General features: G+C 66.6%; 24 protein-coding genes and 1 tRNA gene. 9 read left to right on the forward strand and 16 right to left on the reverse strand.

Going from position 1 to position 24,915, the window contains the following annotated elements; translation table 11 throughout:
• The first annotated feature begins 4 nt into the window (after positions 1-4).
• Positions 5-478 (forward strand): hypothetical protein, encoded by a 474-nt coding sequence (locus K3A84_RS03165; protein ID WP_225007792.1) that lies wholly within the window; start codon positions 5-7, stop codon positions 476-478.
• Here the strand turns inward: K3A84_RS03165 and K3A84_RS03170 are convergent.
• The 3 genes from K3A84_RS03170 to hrcA form a co-directional block, all read right to left on the reverse strand.
• A complete protein-coding gene (locus tag K3A84_RS03170; protein WP_225007796.1) occupies positions 475-729 on the reverse strand; it encodes a glycine zipper domain-containing protein in 255 nt (84 codons plus the stop codon). The two genes, K3A84_RS03165 and K3A84_RS03170, sit on opposite strands and share 4 nt — an antisense overlap.
• 76 nt (positions 730-805) lie before the next feature.
• On the reverse strand, positions 806-1,378 hold the full coding sequence (locus tag K3A84_RS03175; protein ID WP_225007799.1) for a nucleotide exchange factor GrpE: 573 nt from the start codon (positions 1,376-1,378) through the stop codon (positions 806-808).
• The gene (hrcA, locus tag K3A84_RS03180; protein ID WP_225007802.1) at positions 1,375-2,439 is read right to left on the reverse strand and encodes a heat-inducible transcriptional repressor HrcA; all 1,065 of its coding nucleotides are present in this window, start codon (positions 2,437-2,439) and stop codon (positions 1,375-1,377) included. The genes K3A84_RS03175 and hrcA overlap by 4 nt, the downstream gene beginning before the upstream one ends.
• A gap of 100 nt (positions 2,440-2,539) precedes the next feature.
• On the opposite strand from hrcA, the gene rph reads away from it, so the two are divergent.
• Both rph and rdgB read left to right on the forward strand, forming a co-directional pair.
• On the forward strand, positions 2,540-3,256 hold the full coding sequence (gene rph / locus K3A84_RS03185; RefSeq protein WP_225007807.1) for a ribonuclease PH: 717 nt from the start codon (positions 2,540-2,542) through the stop codon (positions 3,254-3,256).
• Positions 3,253-3,876, forward strand: coding sequence for an RdgB/HAM1 family non-canonical purine NTP pyrophosphatase (rdgB, locus tag K3A84_RS03190; protein ID WP_225007812.1), 624 nt, complete (start codon positions 3,253-3,255; stop codon positions 3,874-3,876). The genes rph and rdgB overlap by 4 nt, the downstream gene beginning before the upstream one ends.
• Here the strand turns inward: rdgB and K3A84_RS03195 are convergent.
• The gene (locus K3A84_RS03195; RefSeq protein WP_225007815.1) at positions 3,873-4,403 is read right to left on the reverse strand and encodes a CAP family protein; all 531 of its coding nucleotides are present in this window, start codon (positions 4,401-4,403) and stop codon (positions 3,873-3,875) included. The genes rdgB and K3A84_RS03195 overlap by 4 nt on opposite strands.
• Positions 4,404-4,497: 94 nt before the next feature.
• Between K3A84_RS03195 and hemW the strand changes: the two genes are divergently transcribed.
• Both hemW and K3A84_RS03205 read left to right on the forward strand, forming a co-directional pair.
• A complete protein-coding gene (gene hemW, locus K3A84_RS03200) occupies positions 4,498-5,667 on the forward strand; it encodes a radical SAM family heme chaperone HemW (RefSeq protein ID WP_225007819.1) in 1,170 nt (389 codons plus the stop codon).
• Entirely contained in the window at positions 5,664-6,560 is an 897-nt protein-coding gene (locus K3A84_RS03205; RefSeq protein WP_225007822.1) for a tyrosine recombinase XerC, read from the forward strand. The genes hemW and K3A84_RS03205 overlap by 4 nt, the downstream gene beginning before the upstream one ends.
• Positions 6,561-6,647: 87 nt before the next feature.
• On the opposite strand, the gene K3A84_RS03210 is transcribed toward K3A84_RS03205, so the two are convergent.
• The 3 genes from K3A84_RS03210 to K3A84_RS03220 form a co-directional block, all read right to left on the reverse strand.
• A complete protein-coding gene (locus tag K3A84_RS03210; RefSeq protein WP_404823095.1) occupies positions 6,648-8,063 on the reverse strand; it encodes a sensor histidine kinase in 1,416 nt (471 codons plus the stop codon).
• A 35-nt stretch (positions 8,064-8,098) separates the two neighbouring features.
• Positions 8,099-8,776, reverse strand: a complete 678-nt coding sequence (locus tag K3A84_RS03215; protein WP_225007824.1) for a response regulator transcription factor — start codon at positions 8,774-8,776, stop codon at positions 8,099-8,101.
• Between the two features lie 119 nt (positions 8,777-8,895).
• Positions 8,896-9,195, reverse strand: coding sequence for a PepSY domain-containing protein (locus K3A84_RS03220; RefSeq protein WP_225007827.1), 300 nt, complete (start codon positions 9,193-9,195; stop codon positions 8,896-8,898).
• Positions 9,196-9,314: 119 nt separating this feature from the next.
• Here K3A84_RS03220 and K3A84_RS03225 point away from each other — a divergent pair, with 119 nt between their 5' ends.
• Positions 9,315-11,114 (forward strand): ABC-F family ATP-binding cassette domain-containing protein, encoded by a 1,800-nt coding sequence (locus tag K3A84_RS03225; RefSeq protein WP_225007829.1) that lies wholly within the window; start codon positions 9,315-9,317, stop codon positions 11,112-11,114.
• Between the two features lie 37 nt (positions 11,115-11,151).
• On the opposite strand, the gene K3A84_RS03230 is transcribed toward K3A84_RS03225, so the two are convergent.
• From K3A84_RS03230 to K3A84_RS03240, 3 genes are all read right to left on the reverse strand, one after another.
• Entirely contained in the window at positions 11,152-12,957 is a 1,806-nt protein-coding gene (locus K3A84_RS03230; protein ID WP_225007831.1) for a DUF885 domain-containing protein, read from the reverse strand.
• Positions 12,958-12,981: 24 nt separating this feature from the next.
• Entirely contained in the window at positions 12,982-14,793 is a 1,812-nt protein-coding gene (locus K3A84_RS03235) for a DUF885 domain-containing protein (protein ID WP_225007833.1), read from the reverse strand.
• Positions 14,794-14,887: 94 nt separating this feature from the next.
• The gene (locus K3A84_RS03240) at positions 14,888-15,361 is read right to left on the reverse strand and encodes a DUF6456 domain-containing protein (protein WP_225007835.1); all 474 of its coding nucleotides are present in this window, start codon (positions 15,359-15,361) and stop codon (positions 14,888-14,890) included.
• 133 nt (positions 15,362-15,494) lie between these two features.
• On the opposite strand from K3A84_RS03240, the gene K3A84_RS03245 reads away from it, so the two are divergent.
• A complete protein-coding gene (locus K3A84_RS03245; RefSeq protein ID WP_225007837.1) occupies positions 15,495-16,067 on the forward strand; it encodes a helix-turn-helix domain-containing protein in 573 nt (190 codons plus the stop codon).
• A 9-nt stretch (positions 16,068-16,076) separates the two neighbouring features.
• Positions 16,077-17,249 carry a glycosyltransferase gene (locus K3A84_RS03250; RefSeq protein ID WP_225007838.1) on the forward strand — a complete coding sequence of 391 codons (1,173 nt, stop codon included), beginning with the start codon at positions 16,077-16,079 and terminating at the stop codon, positions 17,247-17,249.
• Positions 17,250-17,508: 259 nt separating this feature from the next.
• On the opposite strand, the gene secF is transcribed toward K3A84_RS03250, so the two are convergent.
• From secF to yajC, 3 genes are read right to left on the reverse strand one after another with little or no spacing between them, the layout of a single operon-like run.
• A complete protein-coding gene (gene secF, locus K3A84_RS03255; protein WP_225007840.1) occupies positions 17,509-18,486 on the reverse strand; it encodes a protein translocase subunit SecF in 978 nt (325 codons plus the stop codon).
• A gap of 15 nt (positions 18,487-18,501) precedes the next feature.
• Positions 18,502-20,100: a protein translocase subunit SecD gene (gene secD, locus K3A84_RS03260; RefSeq protein ID WP_225007842.1), complete on the reverse strand. Its 1,599-nt coding sequence runs from the start codon at positions 20,098-20,100 to the stop codon at positions 18,502-18,504.
• A 24-nt stretch (positions 20,101-20,124) separates the two neighbouring features.
• On the reverse strand, positions 20,125-20,472 hold the full coding sequence (yajC, locus tag K3A84_RS03265; protein WP_225007843.1) for a preprotein translocase subunit YajC: 348 nt from the start codon (positions 20,470-20,472) through the stop codon (positions 20,125-20,127).
• Between the two features lie 208 nt (positions 20,473-20,680).
• Here yajC and K3A84_RS03270 point away from each other — a divergent pair.
• Positions 20,681-20,757: transfer RNA gene (locus K3A84_RS03270), tRNA-Pro, on the forward strand.
• A gap of 158 nt (positions 20,758-20,915) precedes the next feature.
• Here K3A84_RS03270 and K3A84_RS03275 read toward each other — a convergent pair.
• From K3A84_RS03275 to K3A84_RS03285, 3 genes are all read right to left on the reverse strand, one after another.
• Positions 20,916-22,706: a flavin-containing monooxygenase gene (locus K3A84_RS03275; RefSeq protein ID WP_225007844.1), complete on the reverse strand. Its 1,791-nt coding sequence runs from the start codon at positions 22,704-22,706 to the stop codon at positions 20,916-20,918.
• On the reverse strand, positions 22,703-23,467 hold the full coding sequence (locus K3A84_RS03280; RefSeq protein WP_225007845.1) for an SDR family NAD(P)-dependent oxidoreductase: 765 nt from the start codon (positions 23,465-23,467) through the stop codon (positions 22,703-22,705). The genes K3A84_RS03275 and K3A84_RS03280 overlap by 4 nt, the downstream gene beginning before the upstream one ends.
• A gap of 119 nt (positions 23,468-23,586) precedes the next feature.
• Positions 23,587-24,912, reverse strand: coding sequence for a family 1 glycosylhydrolase (locus tag K3A84_RS03285; protein ID WP_225007846.1), 1,326 nt, complete (start codon positions 24,910-24,912; stop codon positions 23,587-23,589).
• Between the last annotated feature and the right edge of the window lie 3 nt (positions 24,913-24,915).

A 24,915-nucleotide genomic window follows, 5' to 3' on the forward strand; every position in this document is an offset into this window, starting at 1 on the left:
CATCATGAGCGCGATTGATACCGACTTGCAACTTCACCTTCGCCGCAGCCAGTGCATCGACGCCTTTGTTGCAATCGAATTCGAAGTCTCGGCCATCAATGCGAGGCTTTGCCCCGGCCACGACAGCGAACTGATTTCCCAGAAGATCAAGCGGCTAAAAGCCGTGGCCGCGAGTTCGAACTACTCGAAAAAGCAGCGCGCTACTGTCCATGAAGTACTGCCGGAAATCGAGGCAATCCTCCCGCTGCGGCACGATCTGGTTCACGGCACGCTGTCGGTGCTAAAGGCCCCGGACCTGACGATCGCGGCGTTCGTCAACATTCGCGAGACGACCAAGCTCGGCTCCACCGCACGATTGTTCACGGCCAGTTCGCTGGAGGAACTTGCCCAGCAAGCCAAGACTCTGGCCGCGAGACTGAGGGCAGCAGCCGAAAAGCCGCGAACGCCCCAGCCCAACGCCTCGACAGAGGCGTCCTAGCACCGCACGCGATATTCGTATCCGTTGCTGTCGCGGCGATAGCAGCGACCGTTCTTCTTGATCAGCGCGCCCACCGCGCCGCCCGCTGCCGCACCGATCGCGGCGCCCGTGGCGACATCGCCGCCCGTCGCAGCGCCGATCAGCGCGCCACCCGCACCACCGGCCAGCGCGCCCTCGCCCGCATAGTTGCTGGCGCAGCCGCCGAGCGCCAAAGCGCCCGCGACCACCGGAATCCACAATTTCGAAGCCATCTTGGTTCTCCTCGCAGCCCCCATGCACAAGGACTACGAGTAGACGGGCGCGCTGGTTCCCGCGCAGCCCTTCCGATCAATCCGGCTTCTTGGCCACCGCCACCATCGCGGGCCGCAGCAGGCGGTCCTTGATCATGTAGCCCGCCTGCAGTTCCTGGATCACCACGCCCGGCTCGACATCGGCCGAGGGGATTTCCAGCATCGCCTGATGCTGGTGCGGGTCGAGCGGCAGCCCCTTGGCGGCGATGCGCACGATGCCGTGGCTACCGAACACCTTCTCGATCTCGCGTCCCGTGGCTTCAAGCCCGGTCACGAGGTTCTTCATCTTGTCGTCCTCGCGCAGGTCTGCGGGGATCGAATCCAGCGCACGCGAAAGGTTGTCCGCCACCGACAGGATATCGCGCGCGAACGACGTCGCCGCATAAGCGCGCGCGTCGGCGATGTCCTTTTCCATGCGACGGCGCAGGTTCTGCGTTTCGGCGCGGGCATAGAGCACGTCCTGCTGCGCCGTTTCGAGTTCGGCGCGCACGGCGTCGAGTTCGACGGTCGATGCGGTTTCGTCTTCCCTGCCCAGCACCAGTTCCTCGGGAACGCCCTCGAGTTCGGCCTTCACCTCGGCATCCTGCGGGCGCGTCTCGTTCTCGGTCATTTTCTGGAAAATCCGTCCTGTGCGATGAGTTTGCTCAAGCTCTGAGCGGTGAAGTCCACCATGGGGACGACGCGCGCATAATTCAACCGAGTCGGCCCGATTACCCCCACCACGCCGAGCACGCGGCCCTCGCCATCGCGCCAAGGCGAGGCAATGACGGACGAGCCCGAAAGCGAGAACAACCGGTTCTCGCTGCCGATGAAGATGCGCGCGCTTTCAGCCTCGCGCGCGGCATCGAGGACGCCTGCAATGGATTCGGCGCTTTCGAGTTCGTCGAGCAGTTGCCGCACACGCTCGATGTCGTGGAGCGCCGCTTCGTCGAGCAGGTTGGCCTGCCCGCGCACCACCAGCACCGGGCGCTGCGCCGCGTCGAACGACCAGACGGCAAGCCCGCGCTGCACCAGATCCGCACTCACGGCATCGAGCGCCGAACGCCCGCCCGCGATCTCGCCCCGGATAGCCGCCGCCGCTTCGCCCAGCGTGCGCCCGGCCAGCCGGCTGGTGAGATAGTTCGACGCCTGCTCCAGCGTCGAAGCCGACGCCTGCGCGGGCAAGTCGATCACCCGGTTCTCGACACTGCCGTCCTCGCCCACCAGCACGGTCAGCGCACGCAAGGGCCCCAGCGATACGAACGATATCTGCACCAGCCGCGCTTCACGGCGCGGTACCATGATCACGCCCGCACCCGCAGAAAGGTCCGACAGGGCCGATGTCGCAGCCGCCAGCGCCGCCTCGATCGTGCCGCCGCTCGCCAATCCGCGCTCGATCTGCTCGCGATCGGCCAGTGAAGGTTCGGCCACCTGCATGATGCCGTCGACGAACAGGCGCAGGCCCACCTCGGTCGGCAAGCGGCCCGCGCTGGTGTGCGGCGCGGCGAGCAATCCCGCGTCCTGCAATTCCTGCAAGACCGATCGGATCGAGGCGGGCGAGAGGTTGACCGCCCCCGATCCGGCGAGCGTCTTCGACCCCACCGGATGGCCGCTGGCGATATAGCCTTCGACCACCAGCCGGAAGATGTCCCGCGCGCGGGCGGAGAGTTCGGAGAGCGTCGGGCCGGTCATGTCGTCCTCCAATTTAGCCCCGCCCCTTGCAGGCTCAAGGGCAATGCGCCAGAGGCTTTCGCCAAATTCGTCATTCACCGTTTTTCCGAGGGAATATTCCATGCGACCTTCAGGCCGTGCCGCCGATGAAATGCGCGCCATCTCGATCGAGACCGGCTTCACCAAGCACGCCGAAGGTTCGGTGCTGATCGGCTTTGGCGATACCAAGGTGCTCGTCACCGCCTCGATCGAAGAGCGCGTGCCGCCGTTCCTGCGCGGCAAGGGCGAAGGCTGGGTGACGGCCGAATATTCGATGCTGCCCCGCGCCACGCACACCCGTGGCAGCCGCGAAGCGGCCAAGGGCAAGCAGTCGGGCCGCACGCAGGAAATCCAGCGCCTGATCGGCCGTTCCTTGCGCGCCGTGACCGATCTCAAGAAGCTCGGCGAACGCCAGATCACGCTCGACTGCGACGTGATCCAGGCCGACGGCGGCACCCGCACCGCCTCGATCTCGGGCGCTTGGGTGGCGCTGCGCCTTGCCGTGCAGAAGCTGATGGATGCAGGCGCGATCAAGGAAGACCCGCTGACCCGCAAGGTGGCCGCCATCTCCTGCGGCATCCACAACGGCAACCCGGTGCTCGATCTCGACTACATCGAGGATTCCTCGGCCGACGCCGACGCCAACTTCGTGCTGATCGAAGGCGGCCACATCGCCGAAGTTCAGGCGACCGCCGAAGGTGCGACCTACGACGAGGAAGGCCTGCTGCGCCTGCTGCGCCTTGCCCGCATGGGCTGCACCGAAATCTTCGCGGCGCAGGAAAAGGCCGTTTCGCGGTGAACAGGCTGGCCCCCGGCAAGCTGATCATCGCCACGCACAACAAGGGCAAGCTCAGGGAAATCCAGGCCCTGCTCGCGCCCTACGGCATGGAATGCCTCGCTGCCGGGGACCTTGGGCTGCCCGAGCCGGAAGAGACCGGCACGACTTTCGCCGAAAATGCGCTGATCAAGGCGCATGCGGCGGCGCAGGCTGCGCAATTGCCCGCACTGGCCGATGATTCCGGCCTGTGCGTGGTGGCGCTCGATGGCGCGCCGGGCGTCTACACGGCCGACTGGGCCGAGGCCGCCCCCTTCGAAGGTGGGCCGGGGCGCGACTGGTACATGGCAATGGGCAAGGTCGAAGGAAAGCTCGCGGGCAAGGGCCCCGAAACGCCGCGCGACTGCTGGTTTTCCTGCACGCTGGCGATCGCCTGGCCCGATGGTACGGAAGCGGTCTACGAAGGCCGCGCGCCGGGCACGCTGACGTGGCCGCCGCGGGGCACGATGGGTTTCGGCTATGACCCGGTGTTCGTACCCATGGGCGATACGCGCACGTTCGCCGAGCTCGACCCTGCCGAAAAGCACGCGATCAGCCACCGTGCCGATGCCTTCGCGAAGCTCGTCGCCGAACAGTTCGCCTAGGGCACCCGTTCGCCTTCGACATTGCCGGTCGGGTAGTAGCGGCAGACCAGCACGTCGCTCTGGCGGTTGTGCGCGATGCCGCAGCCCAATTCGCGTGTATCGGGCCAGATCAGCTGGGTGTAATGCCCCACATCGATCCAGTCGCCCGTCGCCGACACGTCAGGGAACGTGCCGGGCGTGAAATCCTTGCGTTCGTCGATGAAGCCGTCGACCATCTCCTGCGGGGAAAAGTCGCCCTTGGACCCCATCCAGAGGTTTTCGCCGATGTTGACCCGCTCGGAATTGTCGGAATGCTCAAGGTCGTCGATGCGGGCGAGCTGCTCTGCCCAGTTGCGGGCTTCCTCGGCAAGATTTTCGCTCCATTCCAAGGGCTTCAGCCCAAGGCGCAGGCGCTCTGCGTTGTGCGCGTCCAGCAGTTGCCGCTCGACCATGTCGCCTCTGGCGGAATCGCGCGCGATCTGCGCCGTTGGCGGGTCGCCGACGGCGGAATTGTCCCGGGCGTTGGCGGGGCCGAAATTTGCCGTCAACAGCAAAAGCCCCATCGAGGCGGACCGCGCCCCGTTCCAGGCAACCATCGAAGTTCCCAATACAAACCTTTGTTAAGAAAACGAGATGCGCCCGATGTCGTTGGCTCTCTATGTACACTGGCCCTACTGCCTAAGGAAATGCCCATATTGCGACTTCAACAGTCATGTTCGCGATCGGGTTGACGTGGCAGCGTGGGAGCAGGCGCTGCTAACCGATCTGGCGTTCGAGGCGGCGGCGATGCCGGCACGCGAAGTCACCTCGATCTTCTTCGGCGGCGGCACACCTTCGCTGATGCCGCCCGCGCTCGTCGAGAAAATCATCTCCGAAACAAGCAGATACTGGTCACTTGCGAGCAACGTCGAGATCACGCTCGAAGCCAACCCTTCGTCGGTCGAAGCGGCCAACTTCGCCGCACTGGCACAGGCGGGCGTCAACCGTGTTTCACTGGGGCTCCAGGCGCTCGACGACGCAACCCTTGGATTTCTCGGACGCCTGCATTCCGTAGCGGAAAGTCTCGCCGCTCTCGATTTGGCACAGTCGCACTTTTCGCGGGTCAGTTTCGACCTGATCTACGCCCGCCCCGGCCATTCCCCCGATTCGTGGCGGCAAGAACTGGCGCGGGCACTGTCGTTCGGCACCGGGCACCTGTCGCTCTACCAGCTGACCATCGAGCCGGGCACCCGCTTTGCGACGCTGGTGCGCGAGGGCAAGCTCGCTCCGCTGGATGATGATGCGGCGGCGGAACTCTTTGCAATGACACGGGAAATGACCACTGCGGCGGGCCTTCCCGCCTACGAGGTGAGCAACCATGCGCGGCCCGGCGAGGAAAGCCGGCACAACCTGACCTACTGGCGCTATGGCGATTACGCAGGGATCGGCCCTGGCGCGCATGGTCGGCGCAATGGCATGGCGACGGTGCGCCACAAGAAGCCCGAGAACTTCCTGAAAGCCGTTTCGGAACAAGGGCATGGCCTGGCAGAAGCGCGCCCGCTGGGCCACCGCGAACAGGCCGCCGAGGCGGTGATGATGGGGCTGCGGCTGGCCGAGGGCATCCGCCCGGTGGAACTGGCCGCAAGGTTCGGCCTTGCCGAAGCGGACCTGATCGTGCCTGCCAAGCGGCGATTCTATCGCGAGATGGGCTACCTGAACGACACCTACACGCACCAGAACGACACCTACGGCACGCTGAGCGTCACCGAACGCGGCATGGGCGTGCTCGACGGGCTGCTGGGAGAGCTGGTCCCGGAAACCCTCGTGGCATGATCGAGCGGGGCGACATGCTGCGCGCCTGGCATGACCATCTGGTCCATGCGCGGCGACGTTCGCCCCACACGGTGCGCGCCTATCACGCCACCGCCCGGCGCTTGCTGGAAGCCTTGCCCGACGGCCAGACCTGGGCCTCGCTCGCCCGGCTGGAGGCCCCCGCCCTGCGTGACCAGCTGGCCAGCCGCCGCGCCGATGGCATCGGCAATGTATCGGCGGCCCGCGAGCTGTCGGCGCTCAAGGCGTTCCTCGCCTTCGCGCGCGAACAGGCGGGCCTTGCGGATACAGCTGCGCCACGCGTGCGCGGGCCACGCATCAAAAAGGGCCTGCCGCGCCCGGTGACGCCCGACGAGGCCGTCAATCTGGCGGCGACCGTGGCCGAAGACGCCGCCGAGGAGTGGATTGCCGCCCGAGACCGGGCGGTGCTGCTGCTGCTCTATGGCGCGGGCCTGCGCATCGCCGAAGCGCTGGGACTTCCCGCCAGCGTGCTGCCGCTGGGCGAGACGCTGACCGTCACCGGCAAGGGTGGCCGCCAGCGCGTGGTGCCGATCCTGCCGATCGTACGCGCAGCGGTCGACGACTATGCCGCCAAGGTGCCGTACCTGCTCGCGCGCGACAAACCGTTGTTTCGGGGGGCCAAAGGCGGGCCGCTGGCGCAGGCGATGATCCAGCGCGCCGTCGCACGGGCACGCACCGTGCTGGGCCTGCCGCCTACCGCGACCCCGCACGCGCTGCGTCACTCGTTTGCGACACACCTGCTGGGCGCGGGGGCGGACTTGCGGTCTTTGCAGGAACTGCTCGGCCACGCGAGCCTGTCTTCGACGCAGATCTATACGAAGGTGGACGCAGCGACGCTGCTGGACGTGTACCGGAGCGCGCATCCTCGGGCTTGAAGGCGCGGCCAGGGAACAAAGAGAAAAGAACGGGATCGCGCCAAGACGCGAACAAAAAAGGCTCCCACACCTCTGACGAGGAGAGCACTATCTGGCGGCGGCGGCCCGTGGCAGGCGCAACGTGGTCAGCAGGCCGCCCAGGTCTTCGCTTTCACCCAGGGTGACCGAGCCGCCGTACAATTCCGCCACGTCGCGCACGATGGCGAGGCCAAGGCCGGTGCCGGGCTTGCCGGTATCCAGCCGCGCGCCGCGATCGAAGATGCGTTCGCGCGCGTCCTCGGGGATGCCCATGCCGTCATCTTCGACCCAGATGTCGCAGTATTTCGGATCGAGCGGGTTGGCATCGACGGTGATGAAGACGGAGCCCCCGCCGTACTTGGCCGCGTTCTCGATCAGGTTGCCGAGGATTTCATCGAGGTCCTGCCGCTCGATCGCGACGAAGGCTTCCTTGTTGCCGTCCTTGTCGATGCGGACGTGCGGATAGAGCCGGGCGACCGCACGTTCGACCGCTTCGGCACTTTCCCACACCAGCGCGCGCGACAGGCCGGTGGCGCGGCGACCGACGGCGCGGGCGCGGGCCAGGTGGTGATCGACCTGGCGGCGCATGACGGCGGCTTCGCGGATCACCGTGTCTGCCAGATCGTCGGCCTTGGCCGTGGCGGCGTTCATCACCACGGTCAGCGGGGTCTTGAGCGCATGGGCGAGATTGCCCGCATGGGTACGCGCTTCCTCGGCCTGCCGCTCGGAGTGTTCGAGCAACCCGTTCAGTTCCTCCACCAGCGGCTGGACTTCAAGCGGCAACGGTTCGTCCACGCGCGCCGCGCCACCTTCGCGCATGCGCTGGATGGCTCGACGCACGCGGCGCAACGGGGAAAGGCCATAATACGTCTGAAGCGAGGCCATGCCGATGAGGCCGAGGCCGAGCACCACGAACGACCAGACGAGAATTGAACGGATCCGGCTGATCTGCGAATCGATTTCGCCCCGACCGGCCGCGACCGAGAACTGCCAGAGCGTGTTGCTGCCCGGCAGGATCACGCTGCGTTCGATCACGCGCAGCCGTTCGCCTTCGAACTGGTCGGAATCGTAGATGTGCGGCTGGCTGTCGAAGTGATCGTTGTGCAGCTTGAGCGTACGATCCCACAGCGAGCGCGAGGGGAAATCCTCGTGCCCCTGCCCCGAAATCTGCCAGTAAAGGCCCGAGTTGGGTTCGAGAAAGCGCTGGTCACCCAACGGGCGGTTGAAGAACACCTCGCCATCGGGCCCGATTTCGGCCGAGGCGACCATGGCGGTGAGCATGTAGCCCAGTTGTTCATCGAAGTTTCGCACGACAAGGCCCGACAGCGTGCGATCGAGCGCGATGCCGCCGCCCAGCAGCAGCACCGTAATCCACGCGATCGCGATCAGCGACATGCGCCGCGCGAGCGAGCCGGTATGCGGCGCGCGCGGGGTGTCCCGAGGCAAGTCAGCCTGGAGGGAGGCAGGCGAAGTTTCGGCGCTCATCGTTGCGCCCGTTCCGGTCGTGGCGCTACCCGCCCTCACCCGCGCTTGGGCTGCGCGGGATCATCGAGGCTGTAGCCAAGGCCGCGAATGGTCGTGATCACGTCAGGCCCCAGCTTCTTGCGGATGCGGGTGACGAAAACTTCGATGGTGTTGGAATCACGATCGAAGTCCTGATCGTAGATGTGCTCGATCAGTTCGGTGCGGCTGACGACCTTGCCCTTGTGGTGGAGCAGGTAGGACAGCAGCTTGTATTCCTGCGCGGTCAGCTTGACCGGCTCGCCGTTCAGCGTGACGCGGCCCGAGCGGGTGTCGAGCCGCACGTCGCCCGCGATCAACTCGCTGGAGCTGTTGCCCGAAGCGCGGCGAATCAGCGCGCGCAGGCGGGCGATCAGTTCCTCGGTCTGGAAGGGCTTGGCGAGATAGTCGTCGGCCCCGGCATCGAGCCCGGCCACCTTGTCCGACCAGCTGTCGCGCGCGGTGAGCACGAGCACGGGGAACTTGCGCCCCTCCTTGCGCCACATGCCCAGCACGGTCAGGCCGTCGATCTCGGGCAGGCCGAGGTCGAGGATCACCGCGTCATAGTCCTCGCTCGACCCCATGAAATGGCCGTCCTCGCCATCGACGGACAAGTCGACGGCATAGCCGTTCTGTTCGAGCGTGGTCTTGAGCTGGCGCCCAAGGGTCGGTTCGTCCTCGACGATCAGGATACGCATTCGCGGCTGCCCCTTCTTGCGCTGCACCCCCGTGCGGGAGCTTTCAGCGCCAAACGTGTTAAGGGGCTAGATGGTCCCAAGAACCTGAACGGTCAAGAAACGCGCCGAAAAGGTGGTGTTCAGCGCGATTCGCCCAGCACCCGCCCGGTGCGCGCATCGACATCGACGAAGACCACGCGGCCATCGCGGATGAACTTGAGCCGATAGGCCATGGCGGTCGGGTCGTATTCAGGGCCAAGGTACTGCATGCCCTGCTTGGTCGGCAGCACCCGGCGTTCGATGTCGCGCAGCGATTGCACGTTGCCCGCGCGCAAGTCGCGGCGCGCCTCGTCCTGTTCGCCACGTGGCTCCGCATGGGCGGTGACGGGCGAAAGCGCCAGCGCGGCCAGTACCGCGAGCAGAGGAGTTTTCCGATGCATGATGTGGAGATGCCTAGCCTTTGCGCATTGAACAAGTTCTGAATGCCAGCGTCGCATGAGGTTCATATGACGGTGGCGCGATTGCATCACCGCACAGCGCAGGCTAGGCGCGGCGCATTATGGCAGCAGCACCAATTCTCAGCTGGGAGGGCCTTGGCCTGAACCAGGGCACCAGCTGGCTCTTTCGCGATCTCGACATCAACATCGGCCCGCGTGACCGGCTGGCCTTGATCGGGCGCAACGGCGCAGGCAAGTCGACGCTGTTGAAGTTGATCGGCGGACAGATCGAAGGCGACAAGGGCACGCGCTCGATCCAGCCGGGGATCAAGGTCGTGACGCTGGAGCAGGACCCGTTCTTTACCGGGTTCGACACGCTGATGGACTTTGCCCTTTCCGGTCCGGATGCGCCTGAACGGCACGAGGTGGAGGCCATCGCGGGCCAGCTCGGCATCGACCTGACGCGCAAGGCCGACAGCGCGAGCGGGGGCGAGCGCCGTCGCGCGGCCCTTGCCCGAGCGCTGGCGATGGACCCGGACCTGCTGCTGCTGGACGAGCCGACCAACCACCTCGACCTTGCCGCGATCGACTGGCTGGAAGACTGGCTGCAACGCTACCGGGGCGCCTTCGTGGTGATCAGCCACGATCGTACGTTCCTCGAGCGGCTGACGCGTGCGACGCTGTGGCTCGACCGGGGCGCCTTGCGCCGCAAGGAGATCGGCTTCGGCGGGTACGAGGCGTGGATGGAGCAGGTCTATGCCGAGGAAGCGCGCGCGGCGGACAAGCTCGACGCCAAGCTGAAGATCGAGGCGCACTGGCTGGAACGCGGCGTCACCGCGCGGCGCAAGCGCAACATGGGGCGGCTGGAAAAGCTGTACGAGATGCGCGCGCAACGCGCCGCGATGCTCAGCCCGCAAGGGACGGCGAAGTTGGCGCTCGGCACCGACGACGACGCCAAGAGCAAGGCGGTGATCGTCGCCGACAAGGTCACCAAGTATTTCGGCGATCGCCCGATCATCAAGGACTTTTCGCTTCGCATCACGCGCAAGGACCGCATCGGCGTGGTCGGCGCGAACGGGGCGGGCAAGACGACGCTGCTCAAGCTGCTGACGGGCGAACTGGCCCCCGACAGCGGCACGGTGACGCTCGCCAAGACGCTGTCGGGCGTGGTGATCGACCAACAGCGCAGCCTGATGGCGCCCGACAAGCGCGTGCGCGACGTGCTGGCCGAAGGTAGCGACTGGATCGACGTGCGGGGCGTGCGCAAGCACATCCACGGCTATCTCAAGGAGTTCCTGTTCGATCCGGGGCTGGTCGAGGCGCGCGTGGGCACGCTTTCGGGCGGGGAACGCTCGCGCCTGCTGCTCGCCCGCGAATTCGCCCGTCTGTCGAACCTGCTGGTGCTCGACGAGCCGACCAACGATCTCGATCTCGAAACGCTCGATCTGTTGCAGGAAGTGATCGCGGACTACGACGGCACCGTGCTGATCGTCAGCCACGACCGCGACTTCCTCGACCGCACGGTGACGATCACGCTGGGCCTCGATGGTTCGGGCCGGGTCGACGTGGTGGCGGGCGGCTATGCCGACTGGGAGAAGATGCGCAAGGCCCGCGAGGCGGGCAAGCCGGTGGCGAAGGCTGGCGGTGCGAGCGAGGCGGCCACGCCCCCTCCCCCGCCTCCGCCGCCGAAGAAGGGCAAGCTGACCTACAAGGACCAGCGCGACTACGAACTGCTGCCCAAGCGCATCGAGGAACTGGACGCCGCCATCGCGCGCGGCGAGGCGCAACTGGCCGACCCGGACCTCTATGCCAAGGACCCGAAGAAGTTCGACGCGCTGATGGCCGCGCTGGAAAAGGTGCGCGCCGACAAGGACGCGGCCGAGGAGCGCTGGCTGGAACTGGCGGAAATGGCCGAGGGGTGATCGGCTTCCCCTCCTCGTCAGAGGAGGGGCCTGATCCTTACGCCTTCAGCGCCGCGGCGGTCCGTTCGTCGATGCGCTTTTCGAGGATCGAAAGCGGCATCGCGCCTTCGCGCAGCACTTCGTGGAACTGGCGGATGTCGAACTTCGCGCCCAGCGCCGCTTGCGCCTTTTCGCGCGCCCGGACCCACGCGATGTGGCCCATCTTGTAGCTGCACGCCTGCCCGATCATCGTGCAGTACCGCTCGACCTCGCGCTGGCTGCGCGGGCGGGCGAAGCCGGTGGTGGCGACCATGTAGTCGGTCGCCTGCTCGCGGCTCCAGCGCTTGGTGTGCAGGCCGGTGTCGATGACGAGGCGCGCGGCGCGGAACAGGAACGACTGGAGGTAGCCCGCCTTCTCGATCCCGTCGTAGCCGCCCAGTTCGTCGGCCAGCTGCTCGGAATAGAGCGCCCAGCCTTCGGAATAGGCCGAAAAGCCGCCGATCTTGCGCAGCATCGGGATGTCCTTCGACGTCTGCGCGATGCTGATCTGCAGGTGATGACCCGGCACGCCTTCGTGGTAGGTCAGCGAGGGCAGCGAATATTTCGGCCAGTCGCCCACTTCCTTGAGGTTGATCCAGTAGATCGCCGGGCGCGAACCATCGAGTGCGGCGCGGTAGTAGTACCCGTTAGACGCGCCGTCCTGGATCTCCACCGGCACGCGGCGGATCTCCAGCGGCTGGCCCGGCAGCGTGGCGAAGGCCTTGGGCAGCAGGCCGGTCATGCGCGCGACGCCGGCGTTGAGGCTGGCGATGAGCGCCGTGCGGCCTGCTTCCGTTTCGGGATAGAGCTGGTCCGGACGGGCGTTGAGCGCGGCCAGCCTTTCCCCGACCGTGCCCTTGGTCATGCCGGCCGCCTTGAGCACGGCATCGAGCTTGGCGGTCAGGTCGGCAACTTGTTCACGGCCGATCTGGTGGACCTGCTCAGGGCTGAACTCGGTGGTGGTCGCCTGCCGCAGCGCGGCGGCGTAGATCGCATCGCCGTTCTGCAAACGCCACGCGCCGTCGCCCGCCGGGGTCTGCGAGCGCAACTGCTGCACCAGCGCGATCTGGCGGTCGAGCGCGGGATAGACGCTGTCTGCCACGATCTTTTCGGCGCGCGCCTGCCAGTCACCCGCGATGCCCTTGGCCGCGGTGCGGCGGACGAGCGAGCCGACCATCGTGTTCTGCCCCGCCGCCACCGCGCGCAGCTTCTGCATCTGGCCCAGCGTCAGGTCGAGCGACCAGCCCGGCGCAATGAGGCCGCGCGCGCTTTGCGCCTTCTGCTCGGCGCTGTCCTCGTCGAGCGCCCTGCCCACCAGCGCGAGGCGCGCGAGGTAGGCCTCGGCATCGGCGGCGGTCTCGATGGTGTGGCGGCTGTCGAGGAAATCGGGCAGCGAGAAGTACGCCCCGCCCTGCTGGTAGAGGCGATAAGGCCGCTGCACCGAATCGACGTGCAGGCGCGGCGCATCCAGCCGGGTTTCGAGCTGGTAGTTCACCACATCGAGGTTCAGCCGGTTGGCGTTCGACAACGCGGCGCGGTCGACCTTGGCAAGATCGGCCAGCGCCTGCTTCGTCTGCGCCACGTCGGCCGCAACGCCCGCCTCGGTGCGGTCGTCGAGCCGGGATTTCATGCCCGCCCACGCGGCCTTGTCGAGACCCAGCGAGCTGACGGTTTCGGGCGAGAGCGCGAGCGTATCGTTGAAGATGCGGTCGAACAGCGCGGTCAGCGCCGTGTCCGCGTCACCGGCGGCGAACGCCATGCCGGGCCGGGCCAGCGCGGCCATGCCCAGCGCGCCGGTGCCGGCGAGAAATTGCCTACGTTCCATGGGATATGTCCTTCGTGTTCGCGATCAGGCGGTGCGCAGGCGCTCGGCGGTGCGCTGTTCGATGCGCGCTTCGAGCATCGAGAGCGGCATGACGCCTTCCTTCAGGATCTCGTGGAACCAAGGCAGGCTGAACTTGTCGCCCAGCGCGGCTTCGGCCTTCTGGCGCGCGCGCACCCAGGCGGTGTGGCCGATCTTGTAGCTGCACGCCTGCCCGATCGAGGCGCAATAGCGCTCGATCTCGCGCTGGCTGCGCGGTCGCGCAAAGCCGACCGTTTCGACCATGTAGTCGGTCGCCTTCTCGCGGCTCCACTTGTAGTGGTTCAGCCCGGTATCGACCACCAGCCGCGCCGCACGGAACAGGAACGATTGCAGGTAGCCCGCGCGCGCGATGCCGGTGTAGCCGCCCAGCTCGTCGGCCAGCTGCTCGGCATAGAGCGCCCAGCCCTCGCCATAAGCCGACAGGAAGTAGTCCTTGAGCATCATCGGCAGCGCCCCGCCGGTGCGGCTGTAGCCGCCCTGCAGGTGATGGCCGGGAATGCCTTCGTGATAGGTCAGCGCGGGCAGCGAATAGCGCGGCCAGTCGGCGGTGGATTTCAGGTTGATCCAGTAGATCGCCGGGCGCGACCCATCGAGCGTGGCCGAATAGTAATAGCCGTTGGGCGCGCCATCCTGAATCTCCACCGGCACGCGGCGGATCTCCAGCTTTTCGCTCGGGATATCGGCGAAGGCGCGCGGCAGCTTGCCCTGCATCGAGGCAATCCCGGCGTTGAGATCGGCGATCAGCGCGGCGCGGCCTTCGTCGGTTTCGGGATAGAGCTGGTCGGGCGCGTGGTTGAGCGCGGTAAGACGCGCGCCGACGCTGCCGGTGGTGTAGCCCGCGCCCTTCAGGATCGCATCGAGCTGCGCGGTGATGTCCGCAACCTGTTCGAGCCCGACCTTGTGGACCTGCTCGGGCGTCATCGTCGTCGTGGTCGCCTGCGCCAGCGCGGCGGCGTAGATTTCATCGCCGCGCGGCAGGCGCCACGCGCCGTCGCCCGCGCGCGTGGTGCGGCGCAGGCGTTGGATCAGCGCGATCTGGCGATCGAGCGCGGGATAGATCTCGCCCGAAACGATCTGCGCGGCGCGGGCCTCCCAATCGCCCGCGATGCCCTTGGCCGCCGCGCGCCTCACCAGCGAGCGCACCATGCCGTTCTGTTCGGGCGCGCTCTGGCGCAGCTTCTTCATCTGGCCGAGCGCGAGGTCGAGCGACCAGCCGGGCGCGAGGATGCCCTTCGCCGCCTTGCGCCGCTGATCCTCGCTCTGTTCGTCGAGCGAAAAGCGGAAGAAGCGCAGGCGGGTGAGATAGGCCTCGGCATCGTCGACCGTCTCGATCGGGTGCTGGCTATCGAGGAAATCGGGGATGCCGAAATAGGCGCCGTCCTGCTGGGTGATCGGATAGGGCGACTGCACGTCGTCTACGCCGAGCGGCTTGGCGACGAGCGACTGTTCGTACTTGTAGGCGGCGATCGCGCGGATGCGCTTGCCCGCATCGCTCAACCCGCTGGCGTCGAAACCCTGGATCTGGGCTAGCGCACGGCGGTTGAAGGCCTCGCTCGCGGCCTGTCCCGCCGGGCTGCCGTCGCTCAGGCGCGACCGCAACTGGGCGCGGACGCCGGTGTCGAGCCCCATGCTGGTGGCCTGTTCGGGGCTGAGCAAGAGGTCGTCGTAGAAAATCCGGTCGAGCAAGGTGGTAAGCGCGGCGTCCGCGCTGCCCTGCGCCAGCACACGAGCGGGCCAGCCGAGGCCCAGAGCCGCCACCGCGCTGCCCGACAGGGCCAGAAACTCACGTCTTTCCATTATGATGCTCCCCGAACCGGTGGTTGCAAGCGTTACCGCCTGACCTCCGGTTGGGGAAGCACTTACATGTCGCCTGTCGATGCCGGTCGACGGTTCATCGGATGCGGTAGAAGTCCGCCACGCGATCGAGCGCGATGCCCAGCACCAGCTTGCCGCTGCGCGCCGGCCAGCCCAGCGCGCGTTCGGCCAAGGGCAGGCCCTCGCCCGCGCAGACCACCCGCCACAGCACGTCCGACAGCCCCGCGCCCGCCGTGGCGATGGCCGAATCGAAGCGCTGCCGCGCGGCCAGCTGGCGCTCTCCGGCAGACAGGTCGCGGTCCGGGCCACGACCCACACGCACCGGATTCCAGCTCATCGTCACGACCGGCGCGAGTTGCGCGGCCTCCCAATCGGCGCGCAACCGTTCGCCTGCGAGGAAGCGCCGGTCGCTGAGATGGCCGCGCGCGTGGAGCCAGGTCAGCGGGCTTTCCGCCAGATTGACCTTGGCGCTGCGCACGCCGCGCGCCACCCCCGGCTGCAATCGCGGCCCTTCGCTGGTCAATTCACGCTCTTCGAGAACCTGCGCCATGTCCGCAACTCCCATATTTAGAACAAATTAAGGAACGTAAAAGGAACGATGGAAGTGCTTGCCCGAAATCGTCATTTGTAGGAAAGCATTAAGTCGCACGCTCCTGCCGATCCCCTCCCGAAAGCGCGGTGCCATGATTAACCGTATTCGCGATATTCGCCGACAAAAGGGACTGACCCTGGCCGACGTCGCGGCACGGTGCAGTCCGCCGACCACGGCGCAGACGATCGGGCGGCTGGAAACCGGGATGCGCTCGCTCTCGCTGGCGTGGATGAACCGCATTGCCGCGGCGCTCGATGTCGATCCGCAACTGCTGGTCGGCGCCGAAAGCGACCGGCCGACCGCGATGGTGGCCAAGCTTGGCCCCACAGGTGCCGAGGCGTTGACCCGCCCGATCGAGGCCGTGTTCCCGCTCGCCCCCGATGGCGATACGCCGGTGGTGGTACTCGGCGTGGAAACCAGCGTGGGCGAATATCGCGCCGGCGACCAGGTATGGCTACGCCAGGTTGGGCCGGATGAGTTTGCCCGCGCGCTCAACCGCGATGTGCTGGCCCCCCGCCCCGCCGGGCGCTTCGCCTTCGGACGGATGATCGACCATGACAGCGGACGCGTCGCGCTGCTGCCGCCCGGCATCGGCCAGCGGCAGGTGGTGATCGACCAGCCCGCGTGGCTGGGCGTCGCCGAAATGCTGGTGCGGCGGCTCTAGTATCCCGTCTTGACCCGCCGCCTGCTGTCCATCGCCACGCTCTATCCCGCGCCGGGTCGCCCCGGCTTCGGGCGCTTCGTCGCGCGACAGATGGAGGCGCTGGCCGCACGCGGTGACTGGCAGGTGACGGTGATCAACCCCATCGGCCTGCCGCCGCTGCCGCTCAAGCGCTATGCCGCGCTGCGGGCGATCCCGGCGCGGACCGAGGCGGGCGGCGTCAGCATCCACCATCCGCGCTTCACGCTGCTGCCGGGGCTTTCTGGTGCGTTCAATCCGGCGCTGATCGCGAAGGCGGTCTTGCCGCTGGCGCGCAGGCTTCATGCCGAACACCCCTTCGACATGGTCGATGCGCAGTTCTTCTACCCAGATGGTCCTGCCGCCGCGCGCGTAGCCCGCGCGCTCAGCCTGCCGCTGGCGATCAAGGCGCGCGGATCGGACATCCATTACTGGGGCACGCGAGACGCCGCGCTGAAACAGATGCGCGCCGCCGCACGGCAGGCGGGCGCGCTGCTGTCGGTATCGGCGGCGCTGGGCCGCGACATGGTGGCGCTGGGCCTTCCGGGCGAGCGGCTGCACGTCCACTATACCGGGCTGGACCGCGCGCGCTTTCGCCCCCTGCCCCGCGTCGAGGCGCGCGCGCGGGTGGCGGCGCTCGGCCTGCCCACGACGGGCGCGCTGGTGCTGAGCGTCGGCGCGCTGGTGCCGGTCAAGGGCACGGCGCTGGCGATCGAGGCACTGGCGCATCTGCCCCCCGACGTGACGCTGGCGATTGCGGGCGATGGTGCGGAAGGGCCTGCGCTCAAGGCACTGGCCGAGCGGCTGGGCCTGTCCTCACGCGTGCGCTTCCTCGGCGCGGTCGATCACGAAACGCTGCCGGTGCTGCTGGCCGCCGCCGATGCGATGGTGCTGCCCTCCGAGCGCGAGGGGCTGGCCAATGCCTGGATCGAGGCGCTCGCCTGCGGCACGCCGCTGGTGATCCCCGACATCGGCGGCGCGCGCGAAGTGCTCGACACCCCCGCCGCCGGACGGATCGTGGAACGCACGCCCGAAGCCATTGCGGCAGGCCTTGCCGATGTGCTGGCGGCCCCTGCCCCGCAGGATGCTGTCGCGGCGAGTGCCGCGCGCTTCAGCTGGGACGCGAATGCGGCGGCGCTCGCTGAAATCTACGGTGGGCTTGTCTAGGATTTCGCGCAGAGATCGCGCGGATCGAAGAGATATTTTCGCGCGAAGACGCGAAGGCGCAAAGATGTCAGCGCCGCAGGCAAATCCCGCCTGCGCCAACGTTCGGGACGGAAGGCGGCTTCGCCGCTAGCGCTTGCTCTTTGCGTCTTCGCGTCTTTGCGCGAACCCCACTTCTTTCTTTCCCGCGCCCTCGCCCAAAACAAAAACGGGCCGGAAGCTCCCGCCTCCGACCCGTTTTCAAATTCCGGCAACCGCCCGCTTACACGCCTTCGCGCGCGAGCCGTTCCTGCTTTTCCAGCGCCGTTTCGGTCGGCACGAAGCTCTTGGGATTGACCTTCAGCCAGATCAGGATCGGCGCGGCCATGTAGATCGAGCTGTAGGTGCCGACGAAGATGCCCAGCGTGATCGCGGCGGTGAAGCCGAAGATCACGTCCGGTCCCAGCAGAAGCAGCGCCACCAGCGTGATCAGCATCGACAGCGACGTCACGATCGTGCGCGCCAGCGTCTCGTTGACCGACAGGTCGAGCAGTTCGGGCATCGGCATCTTGCGGAACTTCTTCAGGTTCTCGCGGATGCGGTCGTAGACCACGATCGTGTCGTTCAGCGAATAGCCGATCAGCGTCAACAGCGCGGCCACGATGTTGAGGTCGAACTCCATCTGCGTGATGGCGAACAGCCCCAGCGTCAGCGTCACGTCGTGGACGAGGCTGAGCAGCGCGCCGATGCCGAACTGCCATTCGAAGCGCAGCCAGATATAGGCCGCCACCGCCAGCGCGGCAAAGCCGAGCGCCTTGAAGGCATCCCAGCCCAGCTCCTTGGAAACCTTGCCCGAAACGGAGTCGACGCCGTCGATCCGCGCGTCGGCGTGGTTCTTCTTGACGTCCGCCGTGATGGTGCGGGCCATCTTGTCCGACAGCGAGGCATCGTGATCCGCGCCTTCGGGCAGCTTCATGCGGATCGAGATCTCGTTGGGCTTGCCGTAGCGCTGGATGATCGGCTCGCCATAGCCGAGCTTGGCGACTTCGTTGCGCAGCGCGCCCACCGGGGCTTCGGGGCTGCGTTCAAAGGTCACGCGGATCATCTGGCCGCCGACAAAATCGACACCCAGGTTCAGCCCCTTGGTCAGCACCAGGCCCCAGCTGGCCGCCATCAGCACCACGCTGATGAGGTAGAAGGGCACGCGCCACTTGAGGAAGTGGATGTTGGTGTGATCGGGAACGAGCTTGAGGAGCTTCATGTCCTTCGTCTCCTCTTACAGGTTCAGGTCGGCCGGGCGCGCGCGGCGCAGCCACTGGGCGACCCACAGGCGGGTGAGCGTGACGGCGGTGAACACCGAAGTGGCGATGCCGATCAGCAGCACGACCGCAAAGCCCTTCACCGGGCCCGAGCCGAACGCGAACATCAGCGCCGCCGCGATCACGTTGGTGATGTTGGCATCGAAGATCGCGCGGCTGGCTTCCTTGTAGCCCATCTCCACCGCGGCAACCACGCGCCGCCCGCGGTGGCGCTCTTCGCGGATGCGTTCGTTGATCAGCACGTTGGCGTCGACCGCCGCACCGATGGTCAGCACGAAGCCAGCGATGCCGGGCAGCGTCAGCGTGGTGCCGACGATGCCCATGATGCCCAGGATCATCAACACGTTGAGGACGAGGGCGAGGCAGGCGTAAACGCCGAAACGGCCGTAGGTGACGAGGATGAACACCGCGAGCGCCAGCGTGCCGACGCCCATCGCGATCATGCCCTTGCGGATCGAATCCGCGCCGAGATCGGGCCCGACGGTGCGTTCTTCCACCACCTTCAGGTCCACCGGCAGTGCGCCCGAACGCAGCGAGATCGCGAGCGCATTGGCGCTTTCGGTGGTGAAGCGGCCCGAAATGACCGCGCTGCCGCCCAGGATCGGCTCGTTGATGTTGGGGGCCGAAAGAACCTTGCCGTCGAGGATGATGGCGAAGGGCTTGCCCACGTTCTGCGTCGTCAGCTTGGCGAACTTGGCGCCGCCTTCGGTGTTGAAGGTGATATTGACGACCGGTTCGTTGGTCTGCTGGTTGTTGGTCTGCTGCGCGTTGGTCAGTTCATCGCCACGAATGCCGCCCAGCCGCTTGACCGCGATCGCCGGAGCCGTGCCTTCGCGCGCATCGGCATAAGGCACGATCTCGCTGCCGACAGGAGCGATGCCACGCGCGACGTCCGAGGGCAGCGCGGTGGTATCGACCAGCTTGAATTCGAGCTTCGCCGTCTGGCCCAGCAGGTTCTTGAGCTGTTGCGGGTCCTGAAGGCCCGGAACCTGCACCACGATGCGGTTCGCGCCCTGGCGGATGATCGTCGGCTCCTTGGTGCCGAGCGCGTCGATGCGCTTGCGCACGACTTCGACCGCGGTGTCCATCGCCTGGCTGACCGCCTGGTCGACGCCTTCCTGCGTCGGCGTCAGAACGAAGCGGTTGCCGTCCACGACAGTGATCGTCCAGTCGCGCTTGCCGGTCAGCCCCGCGCCGTTGGTCAGCGGCAGGATCGCTTCGCGCACCGCGTCGACCTTGGTCACGTCCTCGACGAGGAAGGTCAGCACACCATTGTTGTTCGAGATGTCGCTGATGCGGATCTGCGCGGTCTTGAGCTTGCCGCGAACGCTCTCGTCCATGCCCTCGATGCGCTGCTGGCGCACCTGCGAAGGATCGGCTTCGAGCAGGATGTGGCTGCCACCGGCAAGGTCGAGGCCGAGGTTGACCCGAGGCTGCGGCAGCGAGGCTGGCAGCTGGATGTTGGTCATCGAGGTGAGCGAAGGCACGGCCGCAAGGGCGCAGACCAACGTCAGCGCCCAGAGCCAGATCACCTTCCAGCGGGGAAATTCGAGCATGGGTTCAAGCGTCCTGCCGAAGGATCAGTCGTTTGCGGGCTTCACGCCGCCGGGCGGCACGATGTCGCCGATGGTCGACTTGATCGCCTTGACGCGCACGTTGGGCGCAAGTTCCAGCTCGACGGTGTTTTCGTCGACCTTCACCACGCGGGCCAGCAGGCCGCCGGCGGTGACCACCTGATCGCCCTTCTGAATGCCTTCGAGCTTGGCCTTGTGCTCCTTCTGGCGGCGCATCTGCGGGCGCAGGATCAGGAAGTAGAACACCGCCCCCATCGCGATCAGCGGCAGGAACTGGAGATAGGCGGGCGGCTCACCCCCTGCGGCGGCAGGAGCGGCGGAGGCGAGAAGGCTGAGCATGGCAGGACCGTTCATGGGATCGGCGTGATCTCTTCTTGGATGGGGGCATGGCGCGCGAACGCCCGCACCCCAAGGAAAATTTGCGTGGCCGCGCGCCTAGCAGCCTTGCCGCGCCAAGGCAAACAAAGCCCGGCGCGAACGGCGTTCGAAGCAAAGCCGCAACAAACTGTCAGCAAGCCCCTTGCCATGCCGAAAAGTGCTGCTTATAGGCCGCCGCTCCGGTCGGGACGTAGCGCAGCCTGGTAGCGCATCACACTGGGGGTGTGGGGGTCGGAGGTTCGAATCCTCTCGTCCCGACCAATCAAAAAAGCCGAGCTTTCCGTTCCGGATCGCTCGGCTTTTTTGATTCTGGCGGCGGTGCGGCGCCAACCCCACCCCGCTGCGACCGGGCCCGCCTAACGGCGGACCAACTCTCGCAGGCGGGAGGGGTCGGCGGTGGTTGCGTTGCGGCGCTCCGTTCAGTCCATCTCCAGCCCGGCAAAATCGCCCGCCTTGCGCCATTCGTCCAGGATGCGGAAGAACGCAGGCGAACCCTTGCCATAGGACGCAAAGCTCGCGGCGAGCGGGCTCAACTGCCCTTCCCCGTTGTAATAGCCCGGGGTGCATTCCTCGAGGAACTTGCGCCGGTCCATCAGCGATTCCAGCACTTCGCGCGTCCAGCCCTGCTCGGCTTCCTCGGTCGCTTCCACGCGCGTCGCCTGTCGGCCCATCGCTTCTGCGATGATGTGCGCGGTGTGGCTGGCCTGTTCGTCGAGCGAGTGTGGATAGTTGGCGGTGAAGCCGGACTGGATCACCGAGAAGATGAAGCAGTTGGGAAAACCGTTGACGGTCATGCCATGAAGCGTGCGCGCGCCCTGCTGCCACTTCTGTTCCAGCGTGCGCCCGGCCCGCCCGTGGATGTCGTATCCCGCCCTGCGCGCATAGCTGGTCCCGACTTCGAAGCCGGTGGCGAAGATCAGGCAGTCGAGCTTGTACTCCTTGCCGCCCGCGATCACGCCGTCCCTGGTGATGCGCTCCACGCCCTTTCCGTCGGTGTCGATCAGCGACACGTTGGGCCGGTTGAACGTATCGAGATATTCGTCGTGGAAGCACGGACGCTTGCAGAACTGGTTGTACCAGGGCTTGAGCGCGGCAGCCACCGCCGGGTCACTGACCTTTTCATCGACGCGCGCGCGAATCGATTCCATCTTCTTGAAGTCGGCCAGCTGCACCAGTTCGTCGGGATCGGCCGCGCCTTCCTTCTCCGCCCGCATCCGCGCGATCACGCCAAGGTTGCGGATGATCTCGGTCCAGCCGTCCGCGACAAGGTCTTCCTCGGCCCAGCCCCCCGAAACCAGCGTATTGAAGTTCTCGATACGGTACTTCTGCCAGCCGGGCTGGAGCGAGGCTGCCCATTGCGCATCGGTCAGCCTGTCACCGCGAACGTCGATCGACGACGGCGTGCGCTGGAACACGAAAGTCTGCTTCGCAGCGGCTCCCACGTGCGGCACGGCCTGCACTGCGGTCGCGCCGGTGCCGATCACGCCGACCACCTTGTCGGAGAGCTTGTCGAGCCCGCCCTTCGACGTGCCGCCGGTATAGTCGTAGTCCCAGCGGCTGGTGTGGAAGGTGTGCCCCTCGAATTGTTCGATCCCCGGAATGCCCGGCAGCTTGGGCCTGTGCAGCGGGCCGTTCGCCATGATCACGAAGCGCGCACGGATGGCATCGCCGCGATTGGTCGAGACGATCCAGCGGCGCGCCGCCTCGTCCCACGTCATGTCGGTCACTTCGGTCTGCAACAGCGCACCGCGCGCCAGGTCGAAATGATCCGCGATGCGCTGCGAATAGGCGCGGATCTCGTCGGCGCCCGAATACTTGCGCTCGGGCATGAAGCCGGTTTCTTCGAGTAGCGGCAGATAGACATAGCTTTCGATGTCGCAGGCCGCACCCGGATAGCGGTTCCAGTACCAGGTGCCGCCGAATTCCCCGCCCTTCTCGATCAGGCAGATGTCGTCGATGCCCGCCTTGCGCAGCCGCGCGCCCGCCAGCAGCCCGCCGAAGCCACCGCCGACCACCACCACATCGCGTTCGTCGGTCACCGGCGCGCGGGTGACCGGCCCCTCGACATAAGGGTCGCTGAGGAAATGGGCGAACTTGCCCGCCATCTCGACGTACTGCTCATTCGCGTCGGCGCGCAGGCGCTTGTCGCGTTCAGAGAGGTAGCGCTGTTTCAGCGCGGCCGGGTCGAAGCCCAGATCAAGTTCGCTCATATCGTCGATCCTCCATCGACCACGATCGTCTGGCCGTTGACGTAGCTGCCCGCCTTCGAGGCGAGGAATACCGCCGCACCCGCGAGTTCTTCGGGCAGGCCGATCCGGCGCATGGGATGATTGTTGTTGTAGGCCTTTTCGGCCTCAGGATTGTCCCACAGCGCGCGGGCGAAATCGGTGCGGATCAGGCCCGGCGCGATGGCATTGGCGCGCACGTTGTGCTGGCCCACCTCGACCGCAAGGTTGCGCACCAGTTGCATGTCGGCGGCCTTGGAAATGCAGTAGGCGCCGATGGTCGGCGATCCGCGCAGGCCCCCGATCGAGCTGACCACGATCACCGCGCCGTCGCGCCGCGCGATCATGCCGGGCAGGCACAGCTGGATCAGCCAGTGGTTGGACAGCACGTTGTTGTCCATGATCTTGCGGAACTGGTCGTCGCTGATCCCGCTCATCGGCCCGTAGTAGGGATTGCTGGCGGCGTTGCAGACCAGCACGTCGATCGGGCCGACTTCGGCCTGGGTGCGCGAAACCAGCGTTTCGAGCGCATCCTTGGACGAGATGCTGGCGGCGATGGCAGTCGCCACGCCCGCGCCGAACTTGGCGTTGATTTCGGCGGCGACGGCGTCGCAGGCATCCTGCTTGCGGCTGGAAATCACCACGCGCGCGCCTTGCGTCGCCATTTCCTCGGCAATCGCGCGGCCGATTCCGCGCGTGGAGCCGGTGATGACCGCCACCTTGCCGGTCATGTCGAACAGACTCATGAAACCTCTCCTTGGGCGGTCTGGCGCCGCCACTGATCGAAAGGCTAGGTCAATCGACTTAACTGTAAAGGGGAAACGTCACGGGCTGCGGGCAGGCAGGCCCGTGACACGGGGTGGGATCAGAGCGAATTGGCGCCGGCGATCTTGCCGTAAACAGCGGCGCTGGGCTTGGGATTCCGCGCAAAAGTGACCGGATCGACACTGGCCAGACCGAACTTGGGCTTGTAGCCGAAGATCCATTCGAAATTATCGATCAGCGACCAATGGCAATAGCCCAGCACCGGCACGCCATCGTCGATCGCGGCCTTGAGGCCCACCAGCGACTCGGGAATGAACTTCGCGCGGATGGTGTCGTCCTCGGTGCCCACGCCGTGTTCGGACACGAGGATCGGCACGCCGCTCGCCTGATGGGCATAGCGCACCGAATTGCCGAGCGAGGGGGCGTAGACTTCAGTGCCCGACCAGTTGCGCACCGCATCCGCCGGCGCGGGCAGCTTGGCGCTCTCGCCCCAGATCGCGCGTTCGTAGTTCTGCACGCCGAGGAAATCGTCCTTCGCGGCAAGGCGCAGCCAGGGGCCGTACATCGCCTCGCGCATGCGGTCGCGGATGGAGTGCTTGCCCGCCGCCTGATCATCCAGCATCGACAGCGACAGCCCCACCGGCAAGTCGCCGCGCACGGCCTTGATCGCCGCCTTCGCCGCCGGGTGCGCGGCCAGCATCCCGGCCTGCAACGCCGGAATGTCGGCGCGCGTGGCGACGTTGGCGGGCAGGAACCGGGGTACCCCCAGCCGCTTCGAGGCCGTCTCCAGCGTCAGCTTCTGGATGTCCCACACCGGCGGCGGCAGGATCTGTTCGAGGATCAGCAGGATATTGGGCTCGTTGAACGTGATCGCGGCGTGCAGCCGGTCGCCCAGCGCCTGCGTCACGCGGGTGACATAGCGCGCGAACAGGTCCGCGCTTTCGGGATTGGTCCACCCCCCTTGCGCACTGAACCAGCGCGGCGCGGTGAAGTGGCTGTAGGTCAGCACCGGCGCCAACCCCCGCGCCCGGCAGCCATCGACGATGCGCGCGTAGTGGTCGAGCATCGCGCGCGAAAACAGCCCCTTCTCCGGTTCGATCCGCGGCCATTCGATGCCGAAGCGATAGCAGTTGAGGCCGATGTCACGCGCGAGATCGAGATCCTTCTCCCACAGCTCGAAACTGTTCGCCGCATCGCCCGAAGGCGTCGCGAACACCGTCGGTGTCTGGTTTTCGAGGAACCACAGGTCGGAGGCGGTATTGTTGCCCTCCACCTGGTGCCCGGCCGTGGACGCGCCCCACAGGAAGCCCTTGGGGAATGCCCCTTCCACCTGCCGAGCGTCAGCTTTGCGCGCGCCAGCCTTGGCCAGCGCCGGGGAAGCCGCCAGCGCCATGCCGCCAGCCAGAATGCCACGCCTATCGATCATCTT

This window comes from Novosphingobium percolationis (assembly GCF_020179425.1).
In the GTDB taxonomy this organism is placed as follows: domain Bacteria; phylum Pseudomonadota; class Alphaproteobacteria; order Sphingomonadales; family Sphingomonadaceae; genus Novosphingobium; species Novosphingobium percolationis.